Here is a 14301-nt window from a genome sequence, read left to right as displayed (position 1 = left end):
TGGGCTCTTTTTGCGTTCGGGTTATAAAAATACGATAGATCGAGGAGAATCCGATGTCTCAGTTGATTGGCATGCTGCGTCACAAGAACGAGAAGCGATACGCGTTCCTCATGATCTTGTTCGGCTGGATTCTTTGGGCGGCTATTGCCTTCTGGGTATCGAAATATTGGAACGCCCCGAAAACGGGACATGTCGTGCATACCTGTGTCGCGTATGGTGTCGGCATCTTGATTTTCATTTGGATAATGAGTGCCGCGTACCGTGCTTCTGCATTCGGGAACATGGTTCTCGTCGGGCCGAGTCAATTTCCTGAGTTGCACGCGATGGTCGTCGAGGGGGCACGAGAGATGGGTTTGCACGAGCCGCCACGGGCGTTCGTCTACAACTCGAACGGCATCTTCAACGCTTTCGCGCGGCGTCTTTTGGGTGGACGCTACGTGTTTCTCACTTCGGCGCTTGTCGAGGCGAACAACGATGCGCAGGTGCGTTTCGTGATCGGTCACGAGATTGGACATCACGCGGCGGGCCACCTCAATCCCTGGCTCAATGCGCTCAAGCTGCCCGCGCACGTCGTTCCGTTTCTTGCACGAGCGTATTCGCGTTCGCGCGAGTACACCTGCGACAGTATCGGCGCTTATCTAGCGAAGGATGCGCACGCTTCGCGCAGTGCGCTACAGATGTTGGGATGCGGCTGTCGCCGTCTCAACCCCCAGATGAATTGCGACGCCTTTATGGCACAGGAAGCCATGGTGCCGCCGATTTTTGGCTTTCTCACCGAGATTTACCGCACTCATCCACGCCTGACTCGTCGCGTCGCCGCGATCAGTGCTGGCGTGGCAGGAGCGAGCCGTAAGGGCACCTCGTTATACATAAGACTCGTCACCGCCTTCGTCGCGTAGCAAGCGCATTGTTTCTGCGGCGATGCGCACGTGAGTGAGTCCCTTCCAGATTGTTTCCGCACCGGGTTCGCCGTCGCTTTTGCGTGCTAGGAATCCGCCTCGGCGAGCAATCAAGCGCAGCACCTCGTTGAGTTTGGGTTGCGCTGTGCGACGGGTCTTCGTGAGAAGGTAGGCAGCGCGAATTTCATCGGGATCGAAGAACAGATGGGCGTCCAGATCGGGGCAGGTTCGGCCCAGCCGCATCAAATGAGCCACACGCCAGGCCACCACCAGAAACAGCGCCAACGCGCGTTCGAGCCGTTCAATCGTACCCAACTGCAGTTCTTCGACCTCACAGCCGTTCTTCAGAACGTTGAACAGGATCTCGATTTCCCATCTCGCCCTATACCACTCGATCAGTTCGATCGCTTCATCGAGCGTGCTCGCCCCACGATTAGTCAGCAAGCGCCATTCGATCGGTTTGACGCCGGCAGGCGCGTCGAACTCGCGCGCAACCAGGCACGTTGCAGCAATGCTTTTCCCTTTGCTGGCGGGCAACTGCACACGCTCAAGCCACAGGCGCTGGCGTACCGTGCGCGCTTTCAGGCCTTGGCGCGCGGCCATCGTAAAGGCGATTTCGCCCACCGCTTCGCCGCACGTCGTGCGCTCCCACAACTTATCGCCTTCAGGCAAGCTGCGGTTATGCGAGGCACGCACCAGCCAGTCGGCCGGGTTGCCCAATGCATCAGCGCGCTCCATCAACGCCATCAGATCCGCTTCGCGGTCCGCCACATATACCAGGCGAGTCGAGGGCATATCCGGCGCCATCTCGGCGATGCGCTCGTAGCCTTCGATCCAACGCAAACTTTCCTTCGGGCCACCGCGCTTTCCCGACTCGTCCTTCTTCTGGCGAGCCCACATCCACGCGTCCAGGATGCCCAACGGCTCGCGCTGTGGCGTCACCGCATAGGTCGGATGAACGAACATCCCGCGCTGCGCCTCATACGTCAGCGGACCCAGTCCGACCGCCTCCTGACCGTTGAAATCAAGCTCGGTGGTGTCTTGAAGACAGAGCACGACCTGATGCGCCCGCATCCGCTTTTGCGTCTGCTGCCAATGCGGCTCCAGAATCGCATGCCATTGGACCTTCTCGTTATCGAAGAAGCGGTACGCCGCTATCGTTTCGCCCCAACCATGGCATGCCTGCGGCACACTGGCCGTCGGCTCGGCCGACATTCTTTCCATCAAAAGCCTCGCTCGCTTATTCAGGCGCGCGTCGCCCAGGTCCAGTTGCTCGAATTCCGTTTGTGTCCAGGGCGTCGATTCGGTGACCAAGGCGTGCGCTCAAAAGCGCAAAGTAAACGACATCCGCCGACAGTTTACAAGCGCCGCGCTATGTCATTGAAAGTAAACAGGCTTTCTCGCCCGCTCGGCGTGACCGCGACGTTGTGTATAACGACATGCCGTAAGGGGGAGCCGACACCGGACGGCGAGCCGAAGTTTTCGGATCGGCCGTGGCATACGACGACGTAGGGGCGCGCAAAACCATGGGTCCAACGCGCTTTTGTCTCTGACTTGATCCACGCGAGCCGTCTGTGATCTACGCGGCGGCAGAAAATACCTCTGCGTGCATAGGACTTGTGGGAACCGTCCGCGGCTCGTGCCTCTACTGCCTGGCCCCGCGCGGCTGGCGACCATCTACTCTTCGGCGCTTCTGATATCTCAGTTGCTACCAAAGTTAACAGCTATTCGATACCCTTGATGAGCGAAATACTCTTCTCGCGTGATTAGCTGTTCGGTTTAAAACAAGTATTTAAGGCCGACGTCGCGCGTACTTTTCAATCCGGATTTCGGTATCTTCATATCGAATTCGACATCATCCATCACGCTTGTAACAAGGAGACCAAAATGGCTGGAAATCTCAAGGTGCAATTCGCTGTGTATGGAGCCCTCGCGCAGGGATCGCCGGATGGAACGGCTGCCAGTGACGTGGCCGATGCGCTTCAACGCGCGATCGAGGAAAGCAACCCGTACGGCAAGGTTGCGATCAACAACCAAACGTTGAGGGGCGACCCGTGCCCCGGCTACCAGAAGCATTTTGGCGCGACCGTCGTCCGCGATGGCATTCCGCGCTATTTCGCTTGCGTGGAAGGGCAGACCATCAACTTCGAGGTTGGGTCTTAAGGGGCTCAACGCCCTGCGCCAGCGAGGCGCGAGCGGTGACGATGCGCCTCGCTCGAACTCGATTCAGGCATGTTGAAAAAGCAAAGGCCCGATCGATACGTAAGCGTTCGTGCTGCAGACCTGGGAAAACCATTGCTGCGCAAAACTATCTGTCCAATGCACTTTTGCCGCCGGCTTGATCCACGCAAGCGCTTGTTCCAGTCGCTTCGTTTGCTGTATTAGGCCTCGCATGGCTTGAGCCGCGTTGCTACACACGACTGCGTTGCCGGTCTTGTCATCCCTGTATCTCCACCGAAAAATCGAACGATGGTGCGCGATACGATTTCGCAGTTCTTGTGCCTCGTCAAACGGGGCGATGAGCGCAAGCCAGGGCGACGCCTGCCGCCAGGGCAGACGCCGGTAATGAAGTACTACTGAGATTGGACGGCCAGGGACGCGACAAACAAGGACGAGGTAGGAAAATCAGGGCGTAAAAACCTGGCCGCTTTGCGTCCGAGCACGGATGATCGCCGCGATGGCCATGGCAAAAAGCAGGACTGCGGCGGCGAACAGAAGTTGTGTGCCGATTGCCTGATAGATCACCACCCCTGCAACGCCACCAGCCAGGAACGACAGGACGGTTTGCACGTGCAGCCTTAGCTTTGCCCAATAAGGTGCGGCTTCGGCATCGGGTTCGCGCCCCCGGACGATATCGAGGAGCATGCCGAACTCGATCCCGATGTCGGTTGACATGCCTGAAACGTGTGTGGTGCGAACTCTCGCATCGGAGATGCGCGTGACGACAGCATTCTGGATTCCCATCAAGAAGCTCAAGCCAAGGATCAGCACGGGGCCGCGCGCGATGGAGGGGATCGACCATTCGGCAAGGCCGAGCACGGTCATGAGAATGGCCTCTGCAAGGATACCGATTGCGTAGATGCTGCGGATGGCACGCCGACGTCCGGCGTTGATCAGCAGGGTCGACGCGGTGCCGCCGATAATGAATACGGCGACAATGGCGAGGTAGAACATGCTCACCCACCACTGTCCGAGCGCCGCGTGATCCGAGAGCGATGACACGTTGCCGGTCATGTTTGCCGAGAAAAAACCTACGGCGTGGAAGGCCGCAGTGTTGAGCGCACCAGCAATCGCCGCGAGGATGCACGCGAGCTGGCGGTCAATGTCGTGACTGCGGGCTTCTCCCTGACGTAGCAACATTTGCAAGACTCTTGGAAGATGAGACGGACACTCACCGGAGTATATCCATCAACAGGTGGGGCAACCGCGTGGATATCTCCTCGATATGTCGAAGATGGACCCAGCCAACTATTGCAGTGGCATCGTGGCCAAGAAGGTAACGGTTAGCTTCGGGAGGAAGAAGTGCGAGGTTCATTGACCTGCGATCTGACCGAATTGACCGCGCAACGGGCAAAGGTGTAGCCAGGGTATCTCGAACAGGTGGAGGACCAATAGGTCTAGAAACGGAAGCACGGCGTAGTGAAAGCTGTAAAGAGACAAGCGCAGCCCGAGGCGGCGAGGTGGGGGCACCGAGTGGATGTCCACAAGCACACACTCGGAGATTCGGCGTCCATTGCTCATCGACATGGATCGACATTGATCGATGCGGACCCAAAATGCCTACACGGTGCCTACACAGAAGCCAGAAGCGGAAAAGGGTTACAGGCTTTCGCTTGTAACCCTTTGATAATGCTGGTGGCGAATCAGGGAGGACAACCCACTCCGCATAATTCTCCAGCCAGATCAATCGCTTAGGCGTTGGCAAGCCAAGTTTTCGTATGAAGAACTACGGCTCACTGATAGTATCACGACCTATCGCCGTTGGGGGCAGCGTGCTCGGCAATTGGCGAATAAGATGCCGTCCAGAGCATATTGTCGATTTTGATGGGGTGGCTGATTTTTCGACAAACGCGTAAACGGGAGCTATCGATGATTTGTTGTAAGAGCTGGATTGTCGGAGGGGCGATTGGTGTCGCCGCACTCGCTGTTGCCAGATTATTTTTTCTTAGGAAAAGATTGCTCGCGCGGTTTGTTGATATTGAAAAATGGCTTGAAGGTGTTGCGCTCAGATTGTGGGGTTGTATAAAAAGAATTGCGCATTTTGAATTTTCAACCCTGACATTTACGGTTGCTATTCTAGTCCTTGCTGGTATTACTTGCATTATATTGCGGATTTTTTATAATCGCGAAGATTTGCATGGGTTGCAAGAGTATACAGAGGTGGCTTCTTCTATTTTGAATTTCTTGGGGGTCATGCTTGTCGCGCAAGGCGTGATTTTGCTAAATAAGGACAAAATCAATCTAAAATTTCATGCAATAAAGGGTGGCGTGAGATTTTCACGACTTGTGGCTCGGTTGTTTGTTGACGCTTCTGCGTGTTGCGAGAAAGGCTCGATGTTCGTTGTTATTGCTTTTGTCTTGGATATGGTGGCTAAATTCGTATTTTAGTGTTATTTAATAAAATAGAATAGAATGGTGAAGCCAATTATGGCTGCAATGCCTACAAAAACCATGGCAGTAGAATCTTTACCATTCCTGGAAAGAACTCCTTGCCGAGCAATGCCCAATTTTCTGAGATTGAATTTTTGTCCATTGGCGTTCATTGTCTGAATCCCCGTCAGTGTTGATTAATTTTCGGGCGTTTTATCTCACTGGGGAGGTCGTATGTCAATAGGCGGCCGTAGCGAGGCCGGTTTTGGCCGGCAGTGGGTGAGTTGAGCGTGCATCGAGCACGCGCCTTACCGGAGAGCACATGCTGATCCTAGATCCTATCTCGCTCGCGCGATGCTGAACTTCCCGCCTTCCACGAGCCTCCCGATGGCGTGCGCCTTGGTGTCGTAGTCATACATGCAGTAAAGCAGCCAAATACGTTTCCAGAGCTCGTTGTCAGGTGAGAGAAACTGAACTGCCAAACCGAGGCTCTTCGCTTCGTCGAAGTCAATTACGGCACCATGGGACTTGTAGCCGTTCGTGCTGGAAATCTTAGCCAGGATCTCTTGGATTTCTGTCTCATCCTTGCCGCTCATCATGCCCTTTTTGAGGATCGAGAGTGCGAGCTGCCTCATGCGCGCGACAGCAAGGCCGGCGATTTGTCGGATATGGTGCGGCTGGCTCTCGTCTGCGCTCAGGATCTCGCATGGGACATTCATCCCATTGGCACCGCGAAACTGCGGGTCGATCGGGCCGAGTTCCGAGTTGACGCCGAGCAGAATGGTCTCAGCCGATAGCGCAACAACGGTCCCCGCGGATTTAGCCCAACTGGGAACAATCACTCGCCAGCTCTTAAGTCGTTGCCGAAGAATGCCAATCAGCTTTTCGGTGGCGTCAACGTCCCCGCCTGGCGTCTGGATGAACAGGTCCGCGCTGTCGCCGGCCACGCCAGACAGAATTTCCGAGAGGTCGTCCGGGTCGGTGTGATTGATCTGCTGGTCAAGCTGGGCAAAATACACCACGAGCGGGCGCTGCGTTTGCGCCTCGATGTCCCCGATCAAAAGCTGGCGGAGATACCGATCCTTCTCTTTAACCCAATATTTGGGTGATTGCGAAGGGACCGTGGCTCCACGAGGAAACTGCGGCGTTGTCTTCTTCTGCTCGTCGTTGGGCTGGGACATTGTCTCGTCTGTCTGCGCTGAACAGGGTCGCGCTCGGCAGATTCTTTTCGGATTTTGGGGTCTCGAAGACCAGGCCGAGCGGGTTTTCCAACTTCATCTCATTTACACCGGGCGTTGACTTGGGAGGGGCGTTGCTTGTTTCCATGAGCGGCTCTCCTCATTCGAAAATGCAGGACTCCGGCGCTTTTGGGCCTAGCGGCGGACGTTTCGCCATCGGTTGCTCACAGGTTCGCGCGATTATGGGCCAAGCGCGGAGGGGCGTCAAAGATCCCCCAAAATCACAGGAGCCAACCTATCTCAGCCTAGCAGCGGTCGGGGTCGCTTCTTTGATAGGACTCAATCTTTGTGCTGGAAGCTTGCTAGCGGGTCGACCGCAGCGACAACGACCGAACTCCGAATGTCGCCGAGCACAAGCTGCACGTCTTGTGGGCGAAACGCGCCTGTGGTCGCGAAATCAATCCGCATGTGCTCAGCCGCTTGTTGGACGGTCGCCGACGTGGCAGGTTGGGCGCCGTTTTGAGTGGTATCAGTCATCGCAATCTCCGTCATTGATAGCTGCATCAAATGGTTTGTGCCTTACCCATCTAAACTTTCTATCGGTTGTGATGACCGCAAGTTCGATGGGACCGCCGCAAACCTGCGGCAGGCTGGAAAATTTTAGGGCTTTGATCGTGCAGTGAATGCAAGAGTAGACGTAATCGATCGCGTCCCGGATAGGCAGTGACGCCGCTCTTAGCGATTGTGTCGCCACCACTTGCTCGAGTTCCTGCTGTGTCCCGGTCCACTTCCCCGAGGACAAGATTGCCCCTTTCAAGTTTACATCCGCCCCGCTAATGAGTCGGTCGACGATGTTGGGAACGCCCCACCAAGCCGATCCCTCTTGGGTCATTGCCTGCCCCGCCGGCTTTGTGGCCCCGAGTGGATCAAAAAATACGCTCACCGCAGCAGGGGTTCGGTTCGATAGAACATATCCAGCAACGCAGAAGCCCACGCCGAGGCCTGCTTTTAGACTGCCAAACTCCTTCTCCTCTGGCTCGGTGCGCGAGTTGCCGGCGTTTCCGCCAGGGACGAATGGCTGTTTGGCGTTGAGGGCTCTGAATCGTTGGACCGGAGCGAACGCCTGATACTCCACCCAAAATGCGTCAATGAAAGCATCGGCGGCGGCCTGGACCGAACCTGGCGCATTGGCCACGAAGCCATCGGCCACTCGGGCCAGAATCGTGCGATGGCTCAGCGAGCCGAGGCTGCCCAGTCCCCACGTAACGACGCCCAAAGTGCTGTCCTGCCCAACTTCAAACACCTTTTGGTTGAAGTTGAAATAATGCATCCCGCCTTGGCCAACCGTCGAGGCGGTGCTGTCGGCGCCCAAGACTATGCCCTCAGGCGAAAGATAGCAAGCAGCTATTGTCACTGCGTTCTCCCCGCTTGGTCTATCTGGTTGTCGGCGTCGAAACAGAAAGCTTTATCGTCCGCCGTGTTCTTTTGGCGCATCCGTGGTGGGTGTATAGCATCTCAAATGCCAGAGAGCAATAAACGCTTTCCTGAGCGTTCGCGAATTTCGCCACATCTTCGCTCGCTCGATGCCTCCGCAGTCAACGGCCCTGGATGGAAGCGGCCCTAGCTGGTGTTTTTGTGCCTTTCGTCGTAGCGCTCTCGGAGAGGTTTGGTGATTCGCAGCAACTCGGCAAAATCATCGAAAGCTATACCCCGAAGTTCTTGGGCGAAAGCCTCATACGACTCGACGATCGGATTGGGGGCACGTTTGATATCTGAAAACCACGATAGCTTTCTCGTAAGCATCTGCTCCTCGAATCCGCCATGGACGTAACTCGACAGGTTGTCGTAAATTTTAGCAATCGCTGGAATTTTGTCCTCCAAGGATTTCACTAGAGTCATGACATTGAAGCCGTCTCCCTTGAACATTCCGCGAGCGGCTTTTTCATTTGGTCGATACTTTGCCATTAAGCGCTCGACTCCCGCTCGCAACTCTTCGAGGGTCGTTGTCCCAGCCTTGTATTGACGCCAAAGCCGAAGTCCTTTGTGGAGCCTGCCCGCCACCTCCGCGTAGGCTCTAACTGAAAGCGCATACGCATACTCGTTCCTGAATTCTTTCTCGACGAATAACGCGCTCTCTATCTGAACGATCGGCACGAGGCCGGCGAAGTAGGAGCTCCCAGTCAAATAGACAACGGTTTGCGAGAACAGATCGTCGACCACCATCTCGTTCGCGTAAAGCCTGACCTTGTTTAATTCAGCCCCAATTTCATTGAGTCGTCTCTGATGCTCAGAGCCCCAAATTCCATCGTAGAAAAGCTGTGCAATGTCTATTTCAGGCACTGAACTCGTCATAGATCATCCCTTCCGTCGAGGAGCGTTGTTGGTTGAATACGTCTCGTGGACATTCGTCGCCCGCGCGACGCGATTCGAAAGGCGCTGACGCTGCTGCCTCCTCGGTTTCGGGCGGCGCCGACAGCTTCTCTTGACTTGCTGGGCGTTTCGATGTCGATTTTTGTTTATACACCTGACGCACCCTTCGGTGGCACATCTGTGGCACGCTTTTTAGGCGAGGAAAATCACGTCGTCGATCGGGCCGCCTCATGCGAGAAGGGAAGCGATCATCGCCCCGATTTTTCTTTGGGCGTTGAGCGCGTGGAAGCGGAGGAGCCACGCCCCGGCATCGCGTCTTTCGCAAACGAGGCAGGCAACGTCGGACGCGCCTCCCTTCGCCAGAGCGCAATCCGATGCGATCAAGTTCACGCGCGCAGTCGATCGGCTCGACGGCCCGGTTGAGTTGGCCCGCCTGTCGTCGACGACCAGCAACTCGCAGGAAAAATCCATCGCCAACAGGCTTTGCGACGTCTTGCGCGTCGCCATCCACTCGGCTCGAAGCGCCACCGTTTGGGCGGCTGAGGCTCCGACACGCAACGTTTCGCGCGCAATCCAATCGCGAATGCTCAATGGCGCGGCTCCGGCTTGCGCGTCGTCCGATCCTTCGTCGTCGTCCGTTGCGGCGTCGACAACCTCGCGAACTCGCCTCGCGTCGTCCGCTGTTTCTTCGATCAGAGGCATCGCGCTGGCGAGTTGGCCGGACAAGTCAGCGATTGATTGGCTCGCGTGGGCGCATGCCAAGCCCAGGCGCGCCTCCATGTTGACAAGCGCGCTGCGCAGCTCGTCAATGTCGGCGGAGAAGTCTTTTTCTCGTCCGCGAGCCATGATCGAAGCGATGGCCAGGTCAAGCGATCGATCGATGGCGTCGGTCGGCGTTGCATCCGGGGGCAGCTCGCGGGCCAGCGACAGCAGCCGCGTTTTCCGATTCGGCGTCAGCCGAATGCTCACATGCTCCCGGCCCCAGCCCGGCCCCTCGAACTTCATTTCGTCCACTTTCATCGCGCTCCTCGTTGATTCATCTGATTGACCGCGCCGTCAAGCGACCTGAAAAAGGCGGCGGCCCGCAGCCGCCGCCTTCCGTGGTTTTCAGGAGCGTCAATCGACGAGATCGAAAAGATCGTCGGGCAAAAGATTGGCGTATCGGTTGAGCATGTCCATCGATGAATGCCCGGCAGCTCGCATCACCTTGTAGGGGGCATGAGGCGTGCGAAGCACCATGCGGGTGATGCCTTCATGCCGAAGGTCGTGAAAGCGAAAGTCCACAAGACCGGCGCGTTTGGCGTGCTCGCGGAATCGGTCGGAAACGCGCCCCGGCGTTCCGAGCCCGACGAAAACAGGCTTGTCGAGATTGGGCTGCAAACACCGCATCGCGCGCAAAATCTTCCGAGCCCTTGCGGTCAACGGAACGAGGCGGGCCTTTTTTGTTTTGGCGTGTTCCTTGGGAATGAGCCACCAACCGCGCTCCTTTCCCCGGACGGTTCTGAAGTGGAACTCACTCCAATCGGCCAGAACCAGCTCTTGCAGGCGCGCGGCCGTTTCGATTGCAAGCAAGATCAATAGGCAGAAGAGGCGGCCCTCGGCGTTGCGCATTCGGCAGAGGCTGCCAAGGAGGGCGCGCTCTTCCTCCGGAGCCAGACGGCGCTCGCGAGCCGGGTCGTGGTCGTCCGGAAAATGCTGCATAAAGCGGGGAAACGGCGGCGCGGCGACATCCAGCTCCTCGGCCCGCCAGCGGATTGCCAGAGAAATCAGGATCAAGTGGGAGGAGATGCTGCTCCAAGAGTAAATGGTCCTGCGCTTGGACGGCAGCTCTCGCAGCCTTTCGATGTATTCACGGACCCAACGTGGCCGAACATCGCTGACCTTCCGGCCGGACACATGTTTGACGACGGTGGGAGCGAAGCCGCGATGACGCGGCCTTGCGCGAGGGCTGTTGGCAAAAGCGGCGACGATTTCGCCGATGTCTTCGTTCAGCAAATCGGGCGGCAACTCAGCCTCGGGCGCCTTGGCGCCAAGCGCCAACAACTCCCGTTCGAGGCCAGCGCCGAACTCTCGGGCTTGATCCCATGTTTGGAAAGTCCGGCTCACACTCTTTTGGCCTTCAACGCGAACAGTCGCTTGCCATTGAGTTTGGCCGTTTTTCTTGATTCTCTTGGAAATGCTCAGCATGCCATTGGGTCTCCCATTTTTAGGCGAAAACGCCCCTTCTATATCCTCTCGAGCGAGAGGGATTCAGGACGCCCTATGCAATGCTGCAAAGCGGATCGGATAAAAAAATGCAGCAGCATTTGGCGCGGGCCGTTTACTCTCGAAAAAAGGCTTTACGCGCAATAGCTTGCGAGATTGGAAAACTCCGGCGCGAGGTCGGCGGTTGCCCGCCGACTGTAATGTTTTACGTATTTGATACTTAAAATTGCTGACTTTTAATGGTTTTTGAATTGTTATTGAAAGGGCTGGCTCCGAATATCCTAAAAAATGGCAATTAAAAGTCGCTGCTGCGGACTGACGTTGCAGCAAAAATAATCAAAATTAGCCGATAAACGGTTGGCAAAGGACATAAGAGAAAGCTGCGCGAGCGCTTCGCCAACTCGCCCGCGCGTTGGCGAGAGCCGGAGCGGCCAAACGGCCGGAGAATGGCGGCCCCGCCCAAGCGGGCCGCGCCCCGCGCTCCGGCCGCGACAAACGAGGGGGCGGAGCCCGGGCTGTCGCAAGCGCGTCGCGCGACGCCGCCGCGTTGAGAGCCGCGCGACGAGTCCGAAAAAAAGGCCGCTTTCGCGGCCAAAGCGGGCAAGTCGCCCGCCCGAGGCAAACAAGGGGAGCCGCCGGGTCGCCGCCCGTGGCCGAGTCGATCAACGCCGGGGTCAGGCCGCGCCCTCGGGCTTGCGCCACAAGTGCCCGAGGCGGCCGCCAAGGATGAAGATCGCGACAAGAATGTTCAGCGCGAATTCAAGGAAAAACCCAATCTTCATGCCGGAGGCGGTTGGACCGTCGCAAATCGCGGGCAGAAAAAAGCCGAACATGCACGCCGCCGACCCAACGCACAGCCAAAGGAAATCGACCGCGCGCTGAGCGCTGGCGGACATGATTTTCATCGCGATAAAAATGAACATAAACATGCCGATGACGGCGTTGATCAGCGGGATCAGCATGAACATCGCGAAGCCGAGCACGCCGAAGAGCTTCTCGAAAGCCGCGCCGCGCTTCTCCTGGTCTTGCTGGCTTGCGATTTTGGGTTTTTGCATATGCGCTCCGTTGAATGAGGCCGACGCCCCCATGAGGCGGGGGAAGCGCCAGCGAAAGGCGATGGCGTTATTGGGGGGCCGAAAACTTGGCCAACTCCACCCGCGTGGTGGTGCTGGCGGCGTGCGCCGCTTGGTCGACATACTCCATTCGGACGATGCGGCCGACGCTGGGCGCATACCAGTCGGTCTCGCGCGTGACGCCTTGGCCCCGGTTGCCCTCGGTGCCCGACCAACTGACGACTTGCTCGACCTTGAACGCGTCGAACGCGCCCGCAGACGTTTCGACGCGCTCGACGGCGACGACTTTCGCCTCGCGCTCGCCGCGCGCCGCCCAGGAGCCCGCGCGGTAGACATACGAGGCGGACCACGACTTGCCGACGAACAAGGGGAATTGGAGCTTGCCGTCGCTCGGCTGGTAAGAGCCGCTGGCGTTCTTGACGAGGTTGCCGCTCGCGTCGAGCGCGGCCGCGCCGCCGTTGAGGGTCGGCGAGCCGTCGGCGGCGACGCTGGACACGGACTGCGCGTAGGTCGCGTTCTTGGCGGGCTCCAAGGCATTCTCGTATGAGAACGTCCACGCCTCGCCGACGGCGAACGCGGGCGCTTGCGCCTCGGCCAATGGCGGCGCGGGCTGCGCGACGGGGGCGGGGAGGCTCGCCGCGTCGGCGGCGATTGCTGTCGAGGCCGTGGCCGAGAGAAGCGCCACGGCGGCGAGCGCGCGGGCGGTGGATATGAAAGACGCGGCGTTGGCGCTCATCATTGCGCTCCTTGGGTCGTTTGCGTCAGCCGGACGCGCTTGGCGAATGGCTGCGCGTGCCCGTTAATGATGACCCGGCGGGTTGCCGGGGGCGTTGTCGTTTGCTCGTGGACTGTCGCCGCGGCTGCGGTCGTGAACGACCAGCTCAGCGAGAACGGCGTCGCCGTCAGGCTCGTGTTCGTCAGCGTGCCCGTGACTTTGACCGTGTAGGTCATGTTCGTCGCCAGCGGCTGGAACGGCACGCACATCGCTTCGCGGACGGCCTCCGAGTTGTTCGAGCTGTCGACTTCCTGGCATGGAACGTTGGCGCCCGTCGAGTCTGTGATCGCGAACGCAACGTTCGAGAACGCGGCGTTGTCGCTGCCTGTGAGCGTCACCGGGTAGCCCACGCTTTGGCCTTCATACGACGGGCCTGCGGCCATCGGGTTCGGGCTTTCGTTCGCGATCCAGGTCGTGTCGACGCCCGTCTGGCCGTTGTAAGGCCATGCGACAAGTTGGTTGTCCGGCACGACCTGCTTGTAGTCCGCGAAGTCGATCGTCAGCGTGGAGAGCAGCGACGTGTTCGTCGTTTGGGCGGAGCCGACGCCGACGTTGACCGAATCGAACAGCATGATCGCGCGGTGGAATGGAGCGTTGAACAGCAGCTCGACCGGCTCCGTCGAGGTCGAGAACGCGCCCGAGACGCCCGCCGTTGCTTCGCCGACCGACGTCGTCGAGTAATACAGGTTCACGCGGTCCGAAGGGCTCACGCCCGTGAAGCCCGTTTGGCCCGCCGTCTCGTAATGGCCCACGACGTTGTTGTCCTGCTCCCACACGCTGTGGTTGGCCGCCGCTTGCGCGACGCCCGACTGGGACGACAGCGCGGCGAGGCCCGCTTGGGCGCGCATGTTGTTCAGAAAGCCGAAGGAGTCGTTGTTCACGTCGCCCGTCGCCGTGAACGTGCCCGCCGCCGCGCCCGGAGCCGCGAACAGCGAGATCGCTTGCGAGCTTGTCGTCGAGCCGCCTGAGCCCGTGCCCGTCGAGGCGCTGCCGCCGCTCCCGTTGCCGCTTCCACCGCCGCCGCAGGCGGCCAGCGCGCCAGCGGCGAGCGTCGCCGCCATAGCTGTCTTTCGCATTGTTCTTCTCGCTTTGAATGGTCGATAAGGCTGGCTCAGCTTCGTCGCGGGCCAGCGCGTCGCGTCAGATGACGCAAAGCGTCAACATCGTAACTCCAGACGTCATTTTTCGGATCGTGCTGGACGAGAAAATGA

At 58.4% G+C, this 14301-nt stretch carries 14 protein-coding genes; 3 read left to right on the top strand and 11 right to left on the bottom strand.

Annotated elements, in window-relative coordinates; genetic code table 11:
• Positions 1-53: 53 nt before the first annotated feature.
• Positions 54-899 (top strand): M48 family metallopeptidase, encoded by an 846-nt coding sequence (locus J3485_RS15590; protein WP_206954155.1) that lies wholly within the window; start codon positions 54-56, stop codon positions 897-899.
• On the opposite strand, the gene J3485_RS15585 is transcribed toward J3485_RS15590, so the two are convergent.
• Complete coding sequence (locus tag J3485_RS15585) at positions 864-2213, bottom strand: IS4 family transposase (RefSeq protein ID WP_206954153.1); 1350 nt, start codon at positions 2211-2213, stop codon at positions 864-866. The genes J3485_RS15590 and J3485_RS15585 overlap by 36 nt on opposite strands.
• A 573-nt stretch (positions 2214-2786) precedes the next feature.
• On the opposite strand from J3485_RS15585, the gene J3485_RS15580 reads away from it, so the two are divergent.
• On the top strand, positions 2787-3062 hold the full coding sequence (locus J3485_RS15580; protein ID WP_206954151.1) for a hypothetical protein: 276 nt from the start codon (positions 2787-2789) through the stop codon (positions 3060-3062).
• Positions 3063-3524: 462 nt separating this feature from the next.
• Here the strand turns inward: J3485_RS15580 and J3485_RS15575 are convergent, their stop codons facing one another.
• The gene (locus tag J3485_RS15575) at positions 3525-4259 is read right to left on the bottom strand and encodes a YoaK family protein (RefSeq protein ID WP_206954149.1); all 735 of its coding nucleotides are present in this window, start codon (positions 4257-4259) and stop codon (positions 3525-3527) included.
• A gap of 684 nt (positions 4260-4943) precedes the next feature.
• Here J3485_RS15575 and J3485_RS15570 point away from each other — a divergent pair.
• On the top strand, positions 4944-5507 hold the full coding sequence (locus J3485_RS15570; protein ID WP_206954147.1) for a hypothetical protein: 564 nt from the start codon (positions 4944-4946) through the stop codon (positions 5505-5507).
• Positions 5508-5827: 320 nt separating this feature from the next.
• Here the strand turns inward: J3485_RS15570 and J3485_RS15565 are convergent, their stop codons facing one another.
• The 9 genes from J3485_RS15565 to J3485_RS15525 form a co-directional block, all read right to left on the bottom strand.
• Positions 5828-6670 carry an SDH family Clp fold serine proteinase gene (locus tag J3485_RS15565; RefSeq protein WP_206954145.1) on the bottom strand — a complete coding sequence of 281 codons (843 nt, stop codon included), beginning with the start codon at positions 6668-6670 and terminating at the stop codon, positions 5828-5830.
• Positions 6671-7006: 336 nt separating this feature from the next.
• The gene (locus J3485_RS15560; RefSeq protein ID WP_206954142.1) at positions 7007-7204 is read right to left on the bottom strand and encodes a hypothetical protein; all 198 of its coding nucleotides are present in this window, start codon (positions 7202-7204) and stop codon (positions 7007-7009) included.
• Positions 7197-8081, bottom strand: a complete 885-nt coding sequence (locus J3485_RS15555; protein WP_206954140.1) for a hypothetical protein — start codon at positions 8079-8081, stop codon at positions 7197-7199. Before J3485_RS15555 ends, J3485_RS15560 begins: the two co-directional genes overlap by 8 nt.
• Before the next feature lie 206 nt (positions 8082-8287).
• On the bottom strand, positions 8288-9019 hold the full coding sequence (locus J3485_RS15550; protein WP_206954138.1) for a hypothetical protein: 732 nt from the start codon (positions 9017-9019) through the stop codon (positions 8288-8290).
• Positions 9020-9265: 246 nt separating this feature from the next.
• The gene (locus tag J3485_RS15545; RefSeq protein WP_206954135.1) at positions 9266-10057 is read right to left on the bottom strand and encodes a hypothetical protein; all 792 of its coding nucleotides are present in this window, start codon (positions 10055-10057) and stop codon (positions 9266-9268) included.
• Between the two features lie 96 nt (positions 10058-10153).
• Positions 10154-11224 (bottom strand): tyrosine-type recombinase/integrase, encoded by a 1071-nt coding sequence (locus J3485_RS15540; protein WP_206954133.1) that lies wholly within the window; start codon positions 11222-11224, stop codon positions 10154-10156.
• Between the two features lie 692 nt (positions 11225-11916).
• Positions 11917-12330: a hypothetical protein gene (locus J3485_RS15535; protein ID WP_206954131.1), complete on the bottom strand. Its 414-nt coding sequence runs from the start codon at positions 12328-12330 to the stop codon at positions 11917-11919.
• 34 nt (positions 12331-12364) lie between these two features.
• Positions 12365-13051 (bottom strand): TapB family protein, encoded by a 687-nt coding sequence (locus J3485_RS15530; protein ID WP_206954121.1) that lies wholly within the window; start codon positions 13049-13051, stop codon positions 12365-12367.
• A complete protein-coding gene (locus J3485_RS15525; RefSeq protein ID WP_206954119.1) occupies positions 13051-14166 on the bottom strand; it encodes a CAP domain-containing protein in 1116 nt (371 codons plus the stop codon). The genes J3485_RS15530 and J3485_RS15525 overlap by 1 nt, the downstream gene beginning before the upstream one ends.
• Positions 14167-14301: the final 135 nt, after the last annotated feature.

This window comes from Trinickia acidisoli, from assembly GCF_017315725.1.
Lineage (GTDB): Bacteria > Pseudomonadota > Gammaproteobacteria > Burkholderiales > Burkholderiaceae > Trinickia > Trinickia acidisoli.
This window is presented reverse-complemented; position numbering and strand designations above follow the sequence as displayed.